The organism is Dactylosporangium sp. NPDC049742 (assembly GCF_040674675.1).
Taxonomy (GTDB): domain Bacteria; phylum Actinomycetota; class Actinomycetes; order Mycobacteriales; family Micromonosporaceae; genus Dactylosporangium; species Dactylosporangium maewongense.
Map to the genome: position 1 here is coordinate 76500 of NZ_JBFANF010000027.1, position 14910 is coordinate 91409.

The window sequence follows — 14910 nt, forward strand, 5'->3', positions numbered from 1 at the left end:
CGTGGCTGGTCGAGCGCGGTCGCGCGCACGCGACGGCGCCGCAACCTCCGCCGCGTGGCCACCGGCACGGCCGGTGGCCCGTCGTGTCCCGCGCCTGCCGCGCCCTGCTACCGACCGCTGCCGTCGACCACGTCAACCGCCGTCGGCAGCCGCGAAGACCCCGCGCGGCGCCGGCCCGCCACGGATCCGGTGGACGGCGGACCTGACGGTGGCGACCGCGTGCTGGTCCCAGCTGACCGGATCGTGCCGCGGCCCGTCGGTGCCCGGCCTGCGGTCCCGGTCGAGGAACGCGACCATCGCCGGGACCGCGGGCGCAGCCGCCGGCCCGATGTCGGCCAGACACCCGACGACCGTCCCGTGGCCGGCCCCGAACAGCGGAGCCCACGGAACCCCGTCGACGAGCCCGGTCAGGACCGGCAGCGCGCCGGACGCGTCGGCGGTGCACCGCCAGAGGGCGTTCGCGGCCTCGGCCCGGGCCCATTCGAAGGAGTCATTGAGTCTGCCGCGGATCACCGCCTCGTGCCCCGCGGCGGCGGGACCCATATCCGCGAGCAGCGACAGCGCCGTCACGTCGGCCAGCGGGGCGGCGGCGAGCCGGGCGAGGGCCGCCGCGGTCGCGCTGGTCTCCTCCCCGGTGATCCGCCACCGCGCCCAGAGCAGGACGCCGAGGGAGTCCGGCGCGACCCCGGCGGCGAGCGGATCCAGCGCAGGCGCCGCGACCCCGGCGGCGAGCGGATCCAGCGCATGCGCCGCGACCCCGGCGGCGAGCCGATCCTGCGCGGGCACCGCAACGCCGGCGGTGAGTCGATCCAGCGCGGGCACCGCGACCCCGGCGGCCGGCCCGATCCTGCCGAGCGCCATGGCCACGGCCTTGTGCCCGGACGCATGGCCGGCCGTTCGGTCGAACTCCGCGTCGCCGAGCAGGCGGGCGAGCGCCTCGGCGGCGCCGGCGGCGTCCTCGCCCCAGCCGGACAGCCCGGCGACGAGGTCCTGCCGGACGTGCCGCCAGCCGTCGGTGTCCTCGGCGGTGAGCCGGTGGACGACCGCGGGCAACAGCGCGGCCGCGTGCGGCCGCAGCAGGTCCAGCAGCCGCTGCGGCGTGCTGTCCAGCCAGATCCACCCTTCCGGCAGCGCGCAGGTGTCGGCGGTGAGCAGGTCGATCAGCGGCGCGACGGCGCGGGCGTCGCCGCGGTGGGCGAGGGTGAGCGCGGCCCATCCCCGCAGCTCCGGGTCGTCGTCGCGGTCGAGCACGGCCGCGACCCGGTCGGCGACCCGGTCCGGGACGGCGCCGCACCGCGCGAGGCGCGAGCCGGCCGCCGACCGCACCACGCGGCTCGGGTGGTGGAGACACTCCGCGAGCAGCTCGAGCATCGCCCCCGTCCCGTCCCGCCACATCCTGACCTGCCGTGCCGCCGCCTCGCACGCCGACACCACGACCGCCGGATCGGCGTGCGTCATCAGCGCCGCAGTGCACCGGCCGGCCACCTCGCGCCCCTCCGCCGCCCCGGCCAGCCCACCGGGTCCGGCCGCAGCGGGAACCCGTGCGTGTCACCGAGCAACGCCACGAGCCACGCGCCCACGCCGTGGTCCAGCTGCTGGCTCATCCATGGCACCAGCCGCATCCAAGCCGCCGCCTCGCCGGCGCCGGCCAGCAGCAGCCGCAGCAGCGGCTCCGGCGGTGCCGCCGGGGTCACGCACAGCCAGGCGAGCCCGGCGGCGAACCGCACGTCGAGCGGATGGACCTCGCCGCCGCACAGGTCCCCGGCCCAGGCGACGACCTCCGCAGCGTCGCCGTGGTCGAGGGCCAGCTGCGCGACGGCCAGCACCAGACAGATCCGCACCACCGGGTCGGCCTCCGCCGCCAGCCGCCCGCGCAGTGCCGCCGCCGCCTCGGGCGAGCCGGCCGGTGACACCGTGGCCAGCGCATACGCCGCCGCCGACCGGATGCCGGGAGCGGCGTCGCCGAGCAACGGCAGCAGCGCCGGCACGCCGGCGAGCACGGCGGCGCGCGCCGCCTCGGGTGACGGGTCGCCGAAGCTGTCACCGTCGTCGGCGGCCCGGAGCAGGTCGGAACGCAAGGCCTGCCCCGTGCGGTCGGAGCGGACGGCCTGAGCCGCCAGCAGTAGCAGATTCTCCCGGCCGTGGACGCCCGGGTCGGCCGCCGCGCGGATCAGGAACGGCACCGCCAGCGCCGCCGGCGCGCTGCTGCCACCCTGATGGCACACCCTGTTTCCCAACGTGGCGAGGCTGCGCGCGGCCGCCTCCGGATCGGGGTCCGGCAAGCCCCGCAGCAGCGCCGGCACGTCGTCGGCCTTGCCGTAGAAGTGCTCGAACCCGGCCCAGTCGACGTCGTCGGGCGTCGGGGACGGAAGGGCGAGCAGCGCGGTCATCGCTTCCCGCACGTCGGGTGTCATGCCCGTCATCATGCCGGCGGGGTACGACAAAAACGGGCGGCGGAGGGCGGGATGTTCTGGTTCAGGTGGAAGACGTTGTCCGGGTCGTAGCGGTCCTTCAGCGCGGTCAGCCGGGCCAGCTTCGCGGGCGGGTACGCCCGGCGCACCCCCGCCGCGCCCTCGTCCCCCAGCGAGTTGACGTAGACGCCGCCGGCGAAGGGCTCGAGCAGCGCCGCCGCGGCCCGTGCCGCGGCCCGGCGGGCGCCGTCCTGAGCGGGGTCGGTCCACGAGGAGCCGGCGCCGAACTCGAACATGGTGTCCCGGTGGCCGAACGCGGTGGCGTCCTCGGCGACGTCGGCGATGGCACCGCCGTACCCCTGCAGGCCCGCGCCGCAGTGCTCGCCGGCGGCGATGAAGGCGTCGACCGCCGCGTCGGGCATCGACTTGAGGTAGTGCGAGCGCCCGTACCGGCGCAGCGCGTGCCGGCCCGTGGCGTCGTCGCGTCGCTGCAGTTGCAGGTACGACATGGGCTGCCGCAACACGGTCCCGCCCTCGGTGAACAAGGGCTGGTAACCAATGTCCGGCCCGGTCCAGACATAGCCGAGGGTCAGGGTGCCGGGGCCGGTCGACGCGGTGAACGTCGCCTGCCGCGGCGCGGTGAGGTGCTCGTCGCGCCAGCGGCGCATCGCCGCGTGCCGGGCGGGGCCGGTGAACGTCGCCTCCACGACGAGCGCCTCGGTGCCCGTGTCGTGCAGCGCGAACTCGAACCCGGTGACGATCCCGAAGTTGCCGCCGCCGCCCTTCAGCCCCCAGAACAGCTCCCCGCCGGAGACCCGCTCGACGGATCCGTCCGCCGTGACGAGCTCGTAGGAGACGACGTTGTCGCAGGCGAGACCGTGCTGCCGGGCGAGCCAGCCCATGCCGCCGCCGAGCGTGAGGCCGCCGACGCCGGTGTGCGACACGTTGCCCGCCGTGGTCGCCAGGCCGTAGCGCTGCGCCGCGTCGTCGAGGGCGCCCAGCAGCGCGCCGCCCTGCACGTACGCGCGGCGCCGGGCCGGGTCGACGCTCGCCCGCCCCATCGGCGTCAGGTCGATCATCAGGCCGCCGTCGGTGACCCCGAACCCGGCCGCGCTGTGCCCGCCGCACCGCACCGAGATCTCCAGGTCCCGCTCGCGGGCGACCCGGACGGCGCCGGCCACGTCCTGGACCGTCCGGCACCGCACGATCATCGCGGGCCGGCGGTCGAACATCGCGTTCCACACCTGCCGGGCGTCGTCGTAGCCGCGGTCGCCGGGCCGGAGCACCTCTGCTGTCCCTGTCGTCATGCGTCGAGCTTCCCGCCGATTGGACCCCGCGGTAAGGTCCGTTCTTGTGGCTCGTGAGAGGACCAATCCGGAGCTGCTCGTCGCGCTCGACCCGGCCGGCGGGCCGCTGCACCGCCAGCTGGAGACGGCGATCAGGACGGGCATCCGCGGCGGCCGGCTCGCCGTGGGCAGCGCGCTGCCGTCCAGCCGGGCCCTCGCGGCGTCGCTCGGCGTCTCCCGCGGGGTCGTCGTCACGGCGTACGAGCAGCTGACCGCCGAGGGCTACCTGACCAGCCGGTCCGGCGGGTACACCACGATCGCCACCGGACCGGCCCCCACGGCCGCGCCGCCGCGCCAGGCCGAGCCGCCGGCCCGGATCAGCTTCGGCTACGGGCGCACCGACGTGTCGCGGTTCCCCCGCGCCGCGTGGCTGCGCTCCGTCCGCCGGGTCCTGACGACCGCGCCCACCGACCGGCTCGGCTACACCAGCGGCCAGGGCACCCCCGAGCTGCGGGCCGCCCTCGCCGAGTACCTCAACCGGGTCCGCGGCACCGACGCCCGCCCCGAGACGATCGTCATCTGCGGCGGCTACGCCCAGGCGGCGAACCTGCTGATCCAGGTGCTCCGCGCGGCCGGCGCCACCCGCCTCGCCGTCGAGGACCCATCCTCCGACGACGACGCCCGCGCCCTCGCGCTGGCCTCCGGCATGGCCGTGACCGGCGTCCCCGTCGGCCCTGACGGCGTCGACGTCACGGCCCTCGCGGGCGTGGCCGCCGACGCGCTCGTGCTGACCCCGTCGCACCAGTGGCCGACCGGCGGCGTCCTGCCCGCCGCCGCCCGCGCCGCCGTCATCCGGTGGGCTGCCGCCGGCGCGCTGGTCATCGAGGACGACTACGACGCCGAGTACCGCTACGACCGGGCCGCCGTCGGCGCCATGCAGGGCCTCGCCCCGGACCGCGTCGCGTACGTCGGCTCCGCCAGCAAGACCCTCGCGCCCGGCCTGCGGCTCGGCTGGATGGTCCTGCCGCCGCACCTCGTCGCCCCGGTCGTCGAGGCGAAGGTCCTCGCCGACCGCGGCTCCCCGGCGATCGACCAGCTGACCTTCGCGGACTTCCTCGCCGGCGGCGAGTTCGACCGGCACCTGCGGCGGATGCGCCCCCTGTACCGGCGCCGCCGCGACGCCCTCCTGGCAGCTCTCGCCAGGCACCTGCCCCGGCTCCGCCCCGTCGGGATCGCCGCCGGCCAGCACCTCGTCGCGTGGCTCCCACCCGGCCTGTCCGAGGAAGCGGTGGAGGCCGCCGCGCTGGCGAGAGGGCTCGTCGTGTACGGCGTCGGCCGCTTCCGCCTGGCCCCCGGCCCGCCGGGCCTGCTGTTCGGCTACGGCCACCTCGCCGAACCCGCCATCGAGGAGGGCGTCACCATCCTCGCCGCCGCTCTCCGCGACGGTGTACCCGGCCGATGAGCTCCCACCCGGCCCTCAGGCCAGGAGGTGGGCGGCGTCCTGGTGGGCGGCGATGCGGATGAAGACGATGTCCCTGCGTTCGGTGGCGGCTCGGGTGTAGCGGTCGCGGTAGACGTGGTGGCGGGTCCAGCACCAGCGCAGGATGGACCTCTGGGGGTCGAGGCGGAAGAGGTTGCCGAGGTGCTCGCGGTTGCCGTTCCACAGCACCTGGCGGGTGACGCCGCGGCGGAGGGTGCGCCACAGGAGCTGGCGCATCACGGTGCGGCGGGGCAGGTCGAACCAGATGACGGTGTCGGCGCGGGCCCAGACGAGGTCGCGGACGGCGCTGTAGTTGCCGTCGATGACCCAGCCGTCGCCGTCGGCGAGCTCGCCGACCTGCTTGCGGAACGCGGTGACGTCGATCGGCTGCCAGCCGGGGAGGTGGTGGATCGCGTCGAGCTCGACGAACGGCACCCCGAGGCGCGTCGCGAGCGCCTTGCCGAGCGTCGACTTGCCCGATCCGGAGTTGCCCACCACCGACACCCGCCGCACCCGCTGCCCCCGATTCGCTCCCGGCTCAACACGTGCTGTGGAACAACCCGCCGACCGCCGCCGACCCCACCAGACTGTTATACACGTCGATGGCTTCCCGGGTCTCCGCCACGTGTACCTCGATGCCGCGCGCCTCGAGGGCGTCGACCGTCGCGTCGGGGACGCCGAGCTGCTCGTCCATGCCGAGCGACAGCACGACCACCGTCGCGCCGTGCTCCAGGAGCTCCTCGACGTCGGCGACCTGGACGCCGGGGGAGTGCCGGGTGCCCGTCTCGCCCCAGTCCCAGGCCCGGCCACCACCCGGCCAGGCCTTGAGGTCCTTCACCACGCCGACCCCCTCCACCTCGAGCCTGCCCCAGCTCACATCCACGATCCGCGGCGAACGTGCCTGCATGACGGAAACCTCCCGATCCGGTGCCGCACACGACCAGCCTCGAAAGTACGCCAGACGGCTGAGGATGCGTCCGGGTGAAGCGCGGTACGTTGATCGCTCGGCACGGGTGCGGGCAGGGGAGGATCGGTGCAGGTCACGCCGCTGTCCGGCAGGCTGTGGGTCAGTGTGCTCGGAGACATGACCGCGACGGTCGACGGGGAGGTCGTGGACCTCGGGGGGCGGCGGCAGCGGGCGGTGCTCGCGGTGCTGGTGGTCAACCGGGGCGACATCGTGCCCACCGACCGGCTCATCGACCGCGTCTGGGGCGGGCAGCCGCCGGCGAACGCGGCCGGGGCGCTGCAGGCGTACGTGTCGCACCTGCGCCGGCGGCTGGAGCCCGGTGCGACGGCCCGGGCGCGCGGGAACGTGATCGTGTCGCGGCCGCCCGGCTATGCGCTGACCCTGGACGCCGGGGCGGTCGACGCGTGGCGCTTCGACCGGGGTGTCACCGAGGCGCTCGGCACCGCGGACCCGGCCGCGCAGCGGGACCTGCTCGAGGCGGCGCTGCGGCTGTGGCACGGGCCGGCCTACGCGGAGTACGCGGACGAGACCTGGGCGCAGGCGGAAGCGGCGCGGCTGCGCCAGCTGCGCGAGGTGGCACGGGAGCAGCTGCTCGCGGCGCGGCTGGCGCTGGGCGACAGCGCGCTGCTGGTGCCCGAGCTGGAGGCGCTCGTCGCGGAGGAGCCGCTGCGGGAGCAGCGCTGGCGGTTGCTGGTCCTCGCGCTGTACCGCGCGCACCGGCAGGGCGATGCGCTCGCCGCGCTCCGCAGGGCCAGGCAGACGCTGTCGGAGCAGCTCGGCGTCGACCCCGGGCCGGCGCTGCGCGCGCTGGAGGCCGAGGTGCTCGCCCAGTCGGAGTCCCTCGACGCCCCGGCCGCGCCGACCACGCCGGCAAGCCAGAGTACGCCGGCAAACCAGAGCACGCCGGCAAACCAGGGCACGCCGGCAAACCAGGGCACGCCGGCAGGGGTGGACCCCGCGAGCGATCCGGTGACAGAGGACCCGGCGGGCGAGGGTACGCCGGCCACGGGTCCGGTCCGCGCAGCGCCGAAGGTCGACCCGGTGGCGGTACAGACGCGGAAAACGCCGGACGAGCACCTTGTCGACCGGGACGCGGAGGTGGCCGAGCTGCGGATGGCGGCGGCCGACGCCTTCGGTGGGGTGCCGCGGCTGGCGATGATCGAGGGCCCGGCCGGGATCGGCAAGAGCCGGCTGCTCACGGAGGCGCGCAGGATCGCCGACGGGCACGGGGCGCTCACGCTGACGGCGCGCGGCAGCCAGCTGGAGAAGGAGTTCGGCTTCGGCGTCGTGCGGCAGCTGTTCGAGGCGCTGCTCACCGACCCGGCCGAGCGGGAACGGCTCCTGGCGGGCGCCGCCGCGAGCGCCGCGTCCGTCTTCGACCTCGCGGTGGACGGCGAGCGCGGCGACCACACGTTCGCGGCGCTGCACGGGCTCTACTGGCTGACCGCGAACGTCGCCGCGACCAGGCCCGTCACCATCGTCGTCGACGACCTGCAGTGGTGCGACACCGGTTCGCTGCGGTTCCTCGCGTACCTGGTGCGCCGCCTCGACGGGCTGCCCGTGCTGCTCGTCGCGACGCTGCGGACCGGGGAGCAGTACGACGACGAGGCGCTGCTCGCCGAGCTGCAGCTGGACCCGGCGGCCGCGCCGGTGCGGCCCGGCCCGCTGAGCGCCGCCGGCGTCGCGGACCTCGTGCGGCAGCGGCTGGGCGACGGCGCCGAGCCGCGGTTCGTCGACGCGTGCCACCGCACCACGTCCGGCAACCCGCTGCTGCTGCGCCAGCTGCTGCGAGCCCTGGAGGCCAACGGCGTGCGCCCCACCGACGCGCACGCCGGCACGGTGACGGCCATCGGCTCGCGGGCCGTGTCCAGCATGGTGCTCATCCGGCTGCGGCGGATGCCGGCGGCCAGCACCGCCGTCGCCCGGGCCATCGCGGTCCTCGGCGACGGGGCGGGCCTGCCCACGATCGCCGCGCTCGCCGGCGTCGACGAGCCCACCGCCGCGGCGGCCGTCGCGGCGCTCGCGCGGGCCGAGGTGGTGCGGCACGAGTACCCGGTCGGGTTCGTGCACCCGCTCGTCCGCGACGCCGTCTACCAGGACCTGCCGCCCGGCGAGCGGCAGCTGCACCACGAGCGGGCCGCCCGCGTGCTCAGCGGGCTGTCCGCGGCGCCGGAGCAGGTCGCCGCGCACCTGCTGCAGATCCCGGAGCGCGCCGACCAGTGGGTCGTCGACGTGCTGCGGGCCGCGGCCGACACGGCGCTGCACCGGGGCGCGCCGGAGGGCGCCGCGACCTACCTGCGGCGGGCGCTGGCCGAGCCGCCCGCACCGCCGCAGCGCCCGGCGGTGCTGCTCGCGCTCGGGCAGGTGGAGACCCTCAACGACGGTCCGGCGGCGATCGCGCACCTGCGGGCCGCGTACGACGACCCGATCACCGACCCGGTCACGTTCGCCGCGGTGGCACGGATGCTCATCCACACGCTGATCTTCGCCGGGCCCGAGGGGAACGCGCCGGAGTTCGCGCGGCGGGCGTCGGCGCGCCTCGCGGCCGGGTTCGTCGACGAGCGGCAGGGGATGCAGGCCCTGGAACGCATCGCCGCATACATGTACAGCGGTGCCCCGGACTCGTTCCCCGCCGAGGTGCCGGTGATCTCCGGCGACGGGCTCGGGGCGCGGATGCTCGCCGCGTGCCGCGCCTGGGAGCTGATGGCCCGCGGGGTGGACCTGGACGAGGCGGTGCGGCTGGCCCGGTTCGCGCTCGCCGACGGCATCCTCATGCGCGGCGACCCGGGACTCTTCTGGGTCATCGCGGGCGTCGTGCTGGAAGGCGCCGACCAGGACCCCGGCACCCTCTGGGACGACGCGCTGACGCTCGGGCACACCCGCGGGTCGCTGTTCACCGTGCTCGCCGCGCACCTGTGGCGCGGGTGGCGGGAGTGGCTGCGCGGCGACCTGCCCGAGGCCTGCACCTCGCTGATCGCGGCCAACGAGCAGAGCCTGCGCTGGGGCGGCGCGCCCGCGCTCGGCATCTCCTACGGCGAGGCGTGCCTGGTCCGGGCCCTCGTCGACCGGGGCGAGCTGGCCGAGGCCCGCGCGTTCGTCGACGAGCACCGCGGCCGGCCCCGGGTCGGCGACGGGATCCGGCTGTTCCGGCAGGCCGAGGCGGCCCTGCTGATCGCCGAGGGGGCGTTCGAGCCGGCGCTCGCGCTGCTCGACGTCGGGGCACCCGGCAACCCGCTGTGGTACGAGGAGCGGTCGCTGCGGGCCACCGCCCTGGCCGCGCTCGGGCGCTCGGCCGAGGCGCTTTCACTGGTGTCCGCGGACCTGGCGGGCATGCGGCGGTGGGGGGCGCCGCAGGGCGTCGGGCGGTCGCTGCGGGCCGTCGGGGCGCTGCGGGGCGACCGGGCGGACCTGGTGGCGGCCGTCGAGCTGCTCGCCGGCACGCACGCGCGCCTCGAGCACGCGCGGGCGCTGTTCGCGCTCGGCGAGCTCGACCGCGACCCGGCGACGCTGCGCGCGGCACTCGGCCTCGCCGAGGAGTGCGGCGCCGCCCCGCTGCGCGCCGTCGTCGCCGCCGCGCTCACCGGCCTCGGCGAGACCGTGCCCGCGGAGCCGTCCGTGACGCTGACCACCGGCGAGCGGCGCATCGCGTCCCTCGCCGTCGGCGGCGCCGACGACCGTGACATCGCGCAGGCGCTGTTCCTGACCCCGCACACCGTCAGCGACACGCTCGCCGCGATCCGCCGCAAGCTGGGCGTCACGACCCTCGCGGAGCTGCGCGCGCACGTCTGACGCAGGTCTCAGGTCTGCCGCAAGTTCGCTCCAAGGGCGCGGCCGCAGGGTGTACGCCATGACCACTGTTGCGAACTCACTGCGCGGCCTGTGCGGCGGCGCGGTGCACCTCCCGGGCGACCCGGGGTACGACACGGCGCGGACCCCGTGGAACGTCACGGTCGACCAGCGGCCCGCCGCCGTCGCGTACCCGGCCGACGCCGACGAGGTCGCCTCGGTCGTCCGCGCCTCGGCCGCCGCCGGGCTGCGGGTCGCGGTGCAGAGCACCGGCCACAGCGCGGCCGCCCTCGGCCCGCTCGACGACGTGGTCCTGCTGCGCACGTCCGCGATGACGGGCGTCACCATCACCGGCCGCACCGCCCGGGCCGAGGCCGGCGCGCTGTGGATCGACGTGGTCGAGCAGGCCGCGCCGCACGGGCTCGCCGCGCTGCACGGCTCGTCGCCCGACGTGGGGGTCGCCGGCTACACCCTCGGCGGCGGCCTCGGCTGGTACGCCCGCGCGCTCGGCCTGCAGTCGAACGCGGTCACCGCCGCCGAACTGGTCACGGCCGAAGGCACCCTGGTGCGGGCCGACGCCACCACCGAGGCGGACCTGTTCTGGGCGCTGCGCGGCGGCGGCGGCAACTTCGGCGCGGTCACCGCCGTCGAGTTCGACCTGTTCCCGGTCCGGACCGCGTACGCGGGGCTGCTCGCCTGGGACTGGCGCGAGGCCGCGCGGGTGCTGCCGGCGTGGCTCGACTGGGCCGCGACCGCGCCCGACGAGGCGACGACGGCGCTGCGGCTGCTGCGGGTCCCGCCGATGCCGCAGGTCCCGCCCGCCCTGCGGGGCCGCCGGCTGGTCGTGATCGACGGTGCCGTGCTCGGCCCCGCCGGCCCTTCCACGGTCGCCCCGCTGCGGGCGTTGCGGCCGTTGCTGGACACGTTCGACGACGCGCCGGCCGCGTCGCTGATCCGGCTGCACCTGGACCCGGAGGGCCCGACGCCGACGGTGTCGAGGTCGGCGCTGCTCGGCGACCTGCCGCCCGCCGCCGTCGACGCGCTGCTGGCGGTCGCCGGCCCGGACTCCGGGACGTCCCTGCTCGTCGCCGCCGAGCTGCGCCACCTCGGCGGCGCGCTGGCTCGGCCCGCCCCGGGCGCCGGCGCGCTGCCGACGCTGGACGGGTCGTTCGCGCTGTACACGGCCGGGATCGCGGCCACGCCGGCGATCGGCGCGGCGGCCGTGCGGGACGCCGCACGGGTCGTGTCGGCGATGGCACCGTGGTCGACCGGCGCGCGGCTGCTGAACTTCGCCGAGGAGCCGACCTCGGTCGAGTCCGCCTACCCGCCGGCCGCGTGGGATCGTCTGCGGTCGATCAGGGCCGCCGTGGACCCGTCCGGGCTGTTCGTCGCCAACCACGCCATCTGACCGTCGCCGACCGGCATTCTGGCGGTCGTCGATTGGCATCCTTCGCGCGGCGTGCCGGTCACCGTGGCCGCCTAGCCTGGCGGCCGTGGCACTTCCGATGCTGGCCGCTAGGCGCCCGCTACCCGCGCAGTTGGCGGTGTACGCGTTCGTGACGGTGCCGTTCCTGGCGCTCGTCGCCGCCGTCCCGTTCGCCTGGGGCTGGGGACTCACCTGGCTCGACGTCGCACTCGCGGTGACCTTCTACACCGTGACGTGCCTCGGGGCGACGGTCGGGTTCCACCGGTACTTCACCCATGGCGCGTTCAAGGCCCGCCGGTGGCTGCGGATCGCCCTCGCGGTCACCGGCAGCATGGCGGTGCAGGGGCCGATCCTGCACTGGGTCGCCGACCACCGCCGGCACCACGCGTTCGCGGACAAGGAAGGCGACCCGCACTCGCCGTGGCTCTTCGGCACCGGCCCGGCGGCGCTCGTGCGCGGCTTCTGGCACGCGCACCTCGGCTGGGTCCTCGACCGCGGCCTTACCAACCAGCAGCGCTTCGCGCCCGACCTGCTCGCCGACCGCGACATCCGGCTCGTGCACCGGCTCTTCGGCCCGCTGACGATCCTCACGCTGATCCTGCCGGCGGTCATCGGCGGCCTGGCCACCTGGACCTGGTGGGGCGCGGCGACCGCGTTCTTCTGGGCCGGCCTGGTGCGCGTCACGGCGCTGCACCACGTCACCTGGTCGGTGAACTCGGTCTGCCACATGATCGGCGAGCGGCCGTTCGCGGCGCGGGACCGGTCGGCGAACTTCTGGCCGCTCGCGATCCTCAGCATGGGCGAGTCGTGGCACAACCTGCACCACGCCGACCCGACCAGCGCCCGGCACGGCGTGCTGCCCGGGCAGATCGACGTGTCGGCGGCGCTGATCCGGCTCTTCGAGCGGGCCGGGTGGGCGTGGGACGTGCGCTGGCCCTCCGCGGAGCGCCTGGCCCGCCTCGCCGTCGCCAGGTAGCCGCCGGCCACCTGGTCGCAGGTGGACGTCTGTACAGGTGGACGTCTGTACAGGTGAACGTCTGTAGAGGTGGACGTCTCTAGAGGTAGACGTCGACCCGGCCGCTGAACATGCCGTTGGTCTGGGTCGTCAGGCGCTGCGTGGCGTCGTTGGTCCGCTCGAACTGCAGGCGGGCGTCCTCCGCCCGCTGCCGCAGCTGGTCCTCCAGCCGCAGCTGGTCCTGGATCCGCTGCTGGTCCTCGAGCCGGCGGTCGTCCTGCAGCCGCTGCTGCTCGATCCGGTACTGGTCGTCGCGGGCCTGCTGGAGGTCGTCGGCGCGGCGCTGGTCCTGGCGCACCAGATCCTGGCGCACCGCCTGCTGGTCGTCGATCCTGCGCTGGTCCTCCAGGCGCTGGTCCTGCAGCCGCTGCTCCTGCGCCCGGTCCTGGGTCCGCTGGTCCTCCAGGCGCTGTTGGTCGACCAGATCGATCTGGCGGTTCTGTTGCACCTGGGTCGCGGTGAGACCGGTGGTGGTGGCTGCTACCGGTGTGATCGACATCGCGCATCCCCGTCCTGCGACACGACTACTCTCCGAATGCTCTTGGCTACCCTAAGGTACCTGCCGGGGCGGCCCGTAACCAGCCGACCGGCTGGGTGGTGCCCACTGTTGTTCCTGTGTTCGATGAGGGTCCTGGGTCCCGGTGGGTGGGACGCCCGGCAGCGATCGAGGGTCATGCAAACGCTTGTAGGGCCGTAGGGTGGGATTCGCGAGACGCCGGTCACGTTCTGGAATCGTTGCTGTGCGCGGCGGTTGACTCGTAGTGTCACGGCGGCAGTCCGAGGAGAGGCGCGCATCCATGCTGAGCGACAGTGAGCACGTCACCATCCCGCAGGAGTCCGACGACCGGCACGCCCCACCGGCGACCGTCGTCATCTTCGGCGCCTCGGGTGACCTCACCCGGCGCAAGCTGATCCCCGCGATCGAGAGCCTCGCCAGGCACAACCGGCTCACCGGGCAGTTTGCCGTGGTCGGCGTCGCCCGGACGCCGATGGACGACGACCAGTTCATCCATGCCGTGCTCGGCGACCGCGGCCTGTCCGGCATGCCGCAGCTCAACGGCGCCGTGCGGTACATCGCCGGCGGCTACGACGACCCGGAGACCTACAAGCGGCTCGCCACCGTGCTCGACGACCTCGACCGCGACCGGGGCACCGCCGGCAACCGGATCTTCTACCTGTCGACGCCCGCCGAGGCGTTCCCGCTCGTCATCAACGGCCTCGCCGGCGCCGGCCTGCACCGGGCCCGCGAAGGGTCGTTCGCCCGGCTGGTCATCGAGAAGCCGTACGGGCACAACGAGGCCAGCGCGAAGCAGCTCGACACCACGGTGCACGCCGCGTTCGACGAGTCGCAGGTCTTCCGCATCGACCACTACCTGGGCAAGGACACCGTCCAGAACGTGCTCGCGCTGCGCTTCGCCAACGCCATCTTCCAGCCGATCTGGGACCGCACCTGGGTCGACCACGTGCAGATCACCGTCGCGGAGACGCTCGGCGTCGGCACCCGCGGCAGCTTCTACGAGCACGCCGGCGCGATGCGCGACATCGTGCAGAACCACGTGCTGCAGGTCCTCGCGCTCGCGCTGATGGAGCCGCCCGCGTCGTTCAGCGCCGAGGCGGTCCGCAACGAGAAGGTGAAGCTGCTGCAGGCCATCCGCCTGCCCAGCGGTCGGGCCATCGACGACATCGCGGTCCGCGGCCAGTACACGCGCGGCGGCTCCCGCGAGGAGCTGATGGCCGGCTACCGCGAGGAGCCCGGCGTCGACCCGCTGTCACGCACCGAGACCTTCGCCGCGCTGCGCCTGGACGTCGACAACTGGCGCTGGGCCGGCGTGCCGTTCTACGTCCGCACCGGCAAGCGCCTGCCGAGCCGGGTCACCGAGGTCGCCCTGCAGTTCCAGCGCCCGCCGCACCTGCCGATCCCCAACCGGCAGCTGACCGAGCTCCAGCCCGACGCCCTCATCCTGCGCATCCAGCCCGACGAGGGCATCGCCCTGCGCTTCGGTGCCAAGGTCCCGGGCCACTCGTTCCGCGTCCGCTCGGCGAGCATGGACTTCTCCTACGACAAGACCTTCCGCGAGGAGTCCCCGGAGGCCTACGAGCGGCTCCTGCTCGACGCCCTCATCGGCGACACGACCCTCTTCATCCGCTCCGACGAGGTCGAGCAGTGCTGGCGCATCGTCGACCCGATCCTGGAGCGCTGGTCCGAGGACACCGGCCCGATCCCGACGTACGAGGCCGCCTCCTGGGGCCCCACCGAAGCCAACCGCCTCATCGAACGCAGCGGGCGCGCCTGGCGCAACACTGTTTCCCGCCCTTAGCCTTCGGCTATAGCTCGCCTCCCCACCGCTGCCGCGGCGGGGCCCGCCGGGGGATTCTCACCCCGGACCCCCAATGCTCGCTGCGCTCGCACAGCCAGCGCTCCGCGCGGCCGGATCGCGCATCCGCGCCCATCCCGTGCCCGCCCTCCGCGGTGGCCGGGGTGGGGGTTTCTCATGATCCGGAAGACTTTTGGTCGCTACAGCAGCAATAAGTCTTCCGG

11 protein-coding genes are annotated in these 14910 nt (G+C 75.2%); 5 read left to right on the plus strand and 6 right to left on the minus strand.

Annotated elements, in window-relative coordinates:
• Positions 1–132 precede the first annotated feature (132 nt).
• The 3 genes from AB0J72_RS29705 to AB0J72_RS29715 are packed head-to-tail and all read right to left on the minus strand — an operon-like array spanning position 133 to position 3718.
• Positions 133–1458 carry a HEAT repeat domain-containing protein gene (locus AB0J72_RS29705; protein ID WP_363404228.1) on the minus strand — a complete coding sequence of 442 codons (1326 nt, stop codon included), beginning with the start codon at positions 1456–1458 and terminating at the stop codon, positions 133–135.
• Positions 1458–2414, minus strand: coding sequence for a HEAT repeat domain-containing protein (locus AB0J72_RS29710; RefSeq protein WP_363404230.1), 957 nt, complete (start codon positions 2412–2414; stop codon positions 1458–1460). The genes AB0J72_RS29705 and AB0J72_RS29710 overlap by 1 nt, the downstream gene beginning before the upstream one ends.
• Positions 2415–2422: 8 nt before the next feature.
• On the minus strand, positions 2423–3718 hold the full coding sequence (locus AB0J72_RS29715; protein ID WP_363404232.1) for an FAD-binding oxidoreductase: 1296 nt from the start codon (positions 3716–3718) through the stop codon (positions 2423–2425).
• Positions 3719–3764: 46 nt separating this feature from the next.
• Between AB0J72_RS29715 and AB0J72_RS29720 the strand changes: the two genes are divergently transcribed.
• A complete protein-coding gene (locus tag AB0J72_RS29720) occupies positions 3765–5159 on the plus strand; it encodes a PLP-dependent aminotransferase family protein (protein WP_363404234.1) in 1395 nt (464 codons plus the stop codon).
• A 15-nt stretch (positions 5160–5174) separates the two neighbouring features.
• On the opposite strand, the gene AB0J72_RS29725 is transcribed toward AB0J72_RS29720, so the two are convergent.
• Together AB0J72_RS29725 and AB0J72_RS29730 are read right to left on the minus strand one after the other, a co-directional pair.
• Complete coding sequence (locus AB0J72_RS29725; protein ID WP_363404236.1) at positions 5175–5681, minus strand: shikimate kinase; 507 nt, start codon at positions 5679–5681, stop codon at positions 5175–5177.
• Between the two features lie 34 nt (positions 5682–5715).
• On the minus strand, positions 5716–6084 hold the full coding sequence (locus tag AB0J72_RS29730; RefSeq protein ID WP_363404238.1) for an Mth938-like domain-containing protein: 369 nt from the start codon (positions 6082–6084) through the stop codon (positions 5716–5718).
• 126 nt (positions 6085–6210) lie between these two features.
• Here AB0J72_RS29730 and AB0J72_RS29735 point away from each other — a divergent pair, with 126 nt between their 5' ends.
• The 3 genes from AB0J72_RS29735 to AB0J72_RS29745 all read left to right on the plus strand — a co-directional run bounded on the left by AB0J72_RS29735 (position 6211) and on the right by AB0J72_RS29745 (position 12332).
• Positions 6211–9933, plus strand: coding sequence for a BTAD domain-containing putative transcriptional regulator (locus tag AB0J72_RS29735; RefSeq protein ID WP_363404240.1), 3723 nt, complete (start codon positions 6211–6213; stop codon positions 9931–9933).
• Positions 9934–9991: 58 nt separating this feature from the next.
• Positions 9992–11338, plus strand: a complete 1347-nt coding sequence (locus AB0J72_RS29740; protein ID WP_363404242.1) for an FAD-binding oxidoreductase — start codon at positions 9992–9994, stop codon at positions 11336–11338.
• A 97-nt stretch (positions 11339–11435) separates the two neighbouring features.
• Positions 11436–12332 (plus strand): acyl-CoA desaturase, encoded by an 897-nt coding sequence (locus AB0J72_RS29745; RefSeq protein ID WP_363404374.1) that lies wholly within the window; start codon positions 11436–11438, stop codon positions 12330–12332.
• A gap of 79 nt (positions 12333–12411) precedes the next feature.
• Here AB0J72_RS29745 and AB0J72_RS29750 read toward each other — a convergent pair whose 3' ends face one another.
• Complete coding sequence (locus tag AB0J72_RS29750; protein ID WP_363404244.1) at positions 12412–12870, minus strand: hypothetical protein; 459 nt, start codon at positions 12868–12870, stop codon at positions 12412–12414.
• A gap of 298 nt (positions 12871–13168) precedes the next feature.
• Between AB0J72_RS29750 and zwf the strand changes: the two genes are divergently transcribed.
• On the plus strand, positions 13169–14689 hold the full coding sequence (gene zwf, locus AB0J72_RS29755; RefSeq protein ID WP_363404246.1) for a glucose-6-phosphate dehydrogenase: 1521 nt from the start codon (positions 13169–13171) through the stop codon (positions 14687–14689).
• Positions 14690–14910: the final 221 nt, after the last annotated feature.

What these genes read in the sequence shown, in the direction of transcription:
- AB0J72_RS29745 (WP_363404374.1), top strand. Translation starts at nt 11,436, where the DNA reads ATGCTGGCCGCTAGGCGCCCGCTACCCGCGCAGTTGGCGGTGTACGCG.
- AB0J72_RS29705 (WP_363404228.1), bottom strand. Translation starts at nt 1,458, where the DNA reads ATGACGCACGCCGATCCGGCGGTCGTGGTGTCGGCGTGCGAGGCGGCG.
- AB0J72_RS29710 (WP_363404230.1), bottom strand. Translation starts at nt 2,414, where the DNA reads ATGACACCCGACGTGCGGGAAGCGATGACCGCGCTGCTCGCCCTTCCG.
- AB0J72_RS29740 (WP_363404242.1), top strand. Translation starts at nt 9,992, where the DNA reads ATGACCACTGTTGCGAACTCACTGCGCGGCCTGTGCGGCGGCGCGGTG.
- AB0J72_RS29730 (WP_363404238.1), bottom strand. Translation starts at nt 6,084, where the DNA reads ATGCAGGCACGTTCGCCGCGGATCGTGGATGTGAGCTGGGGCAGGCTC.
- AB0J72_RS29715 (WP_363404232.1), bottom strand. Translation starts at nt 3,718, where the DNA reads ATGACGACAGGGACAGCAGAGGTGCTCCGGCCCGGCGACCGCGGCTAC.
- zwf (WP_363404246.1), top strand. Translation starts at nt 13,169, where the DNA reads ATGCTGAGCGACAGTGAGCACGTCACCATCCCGCAGGAGTCCGACGAC.
- AB0J72_RS29750 (WP_363404244.1), bottom strand. Translation starts at nt 12,870, where the DNA reads ATGTCGATCACACCGGTAGCAGCCACCACCACCGGTCTCACCGCGACC.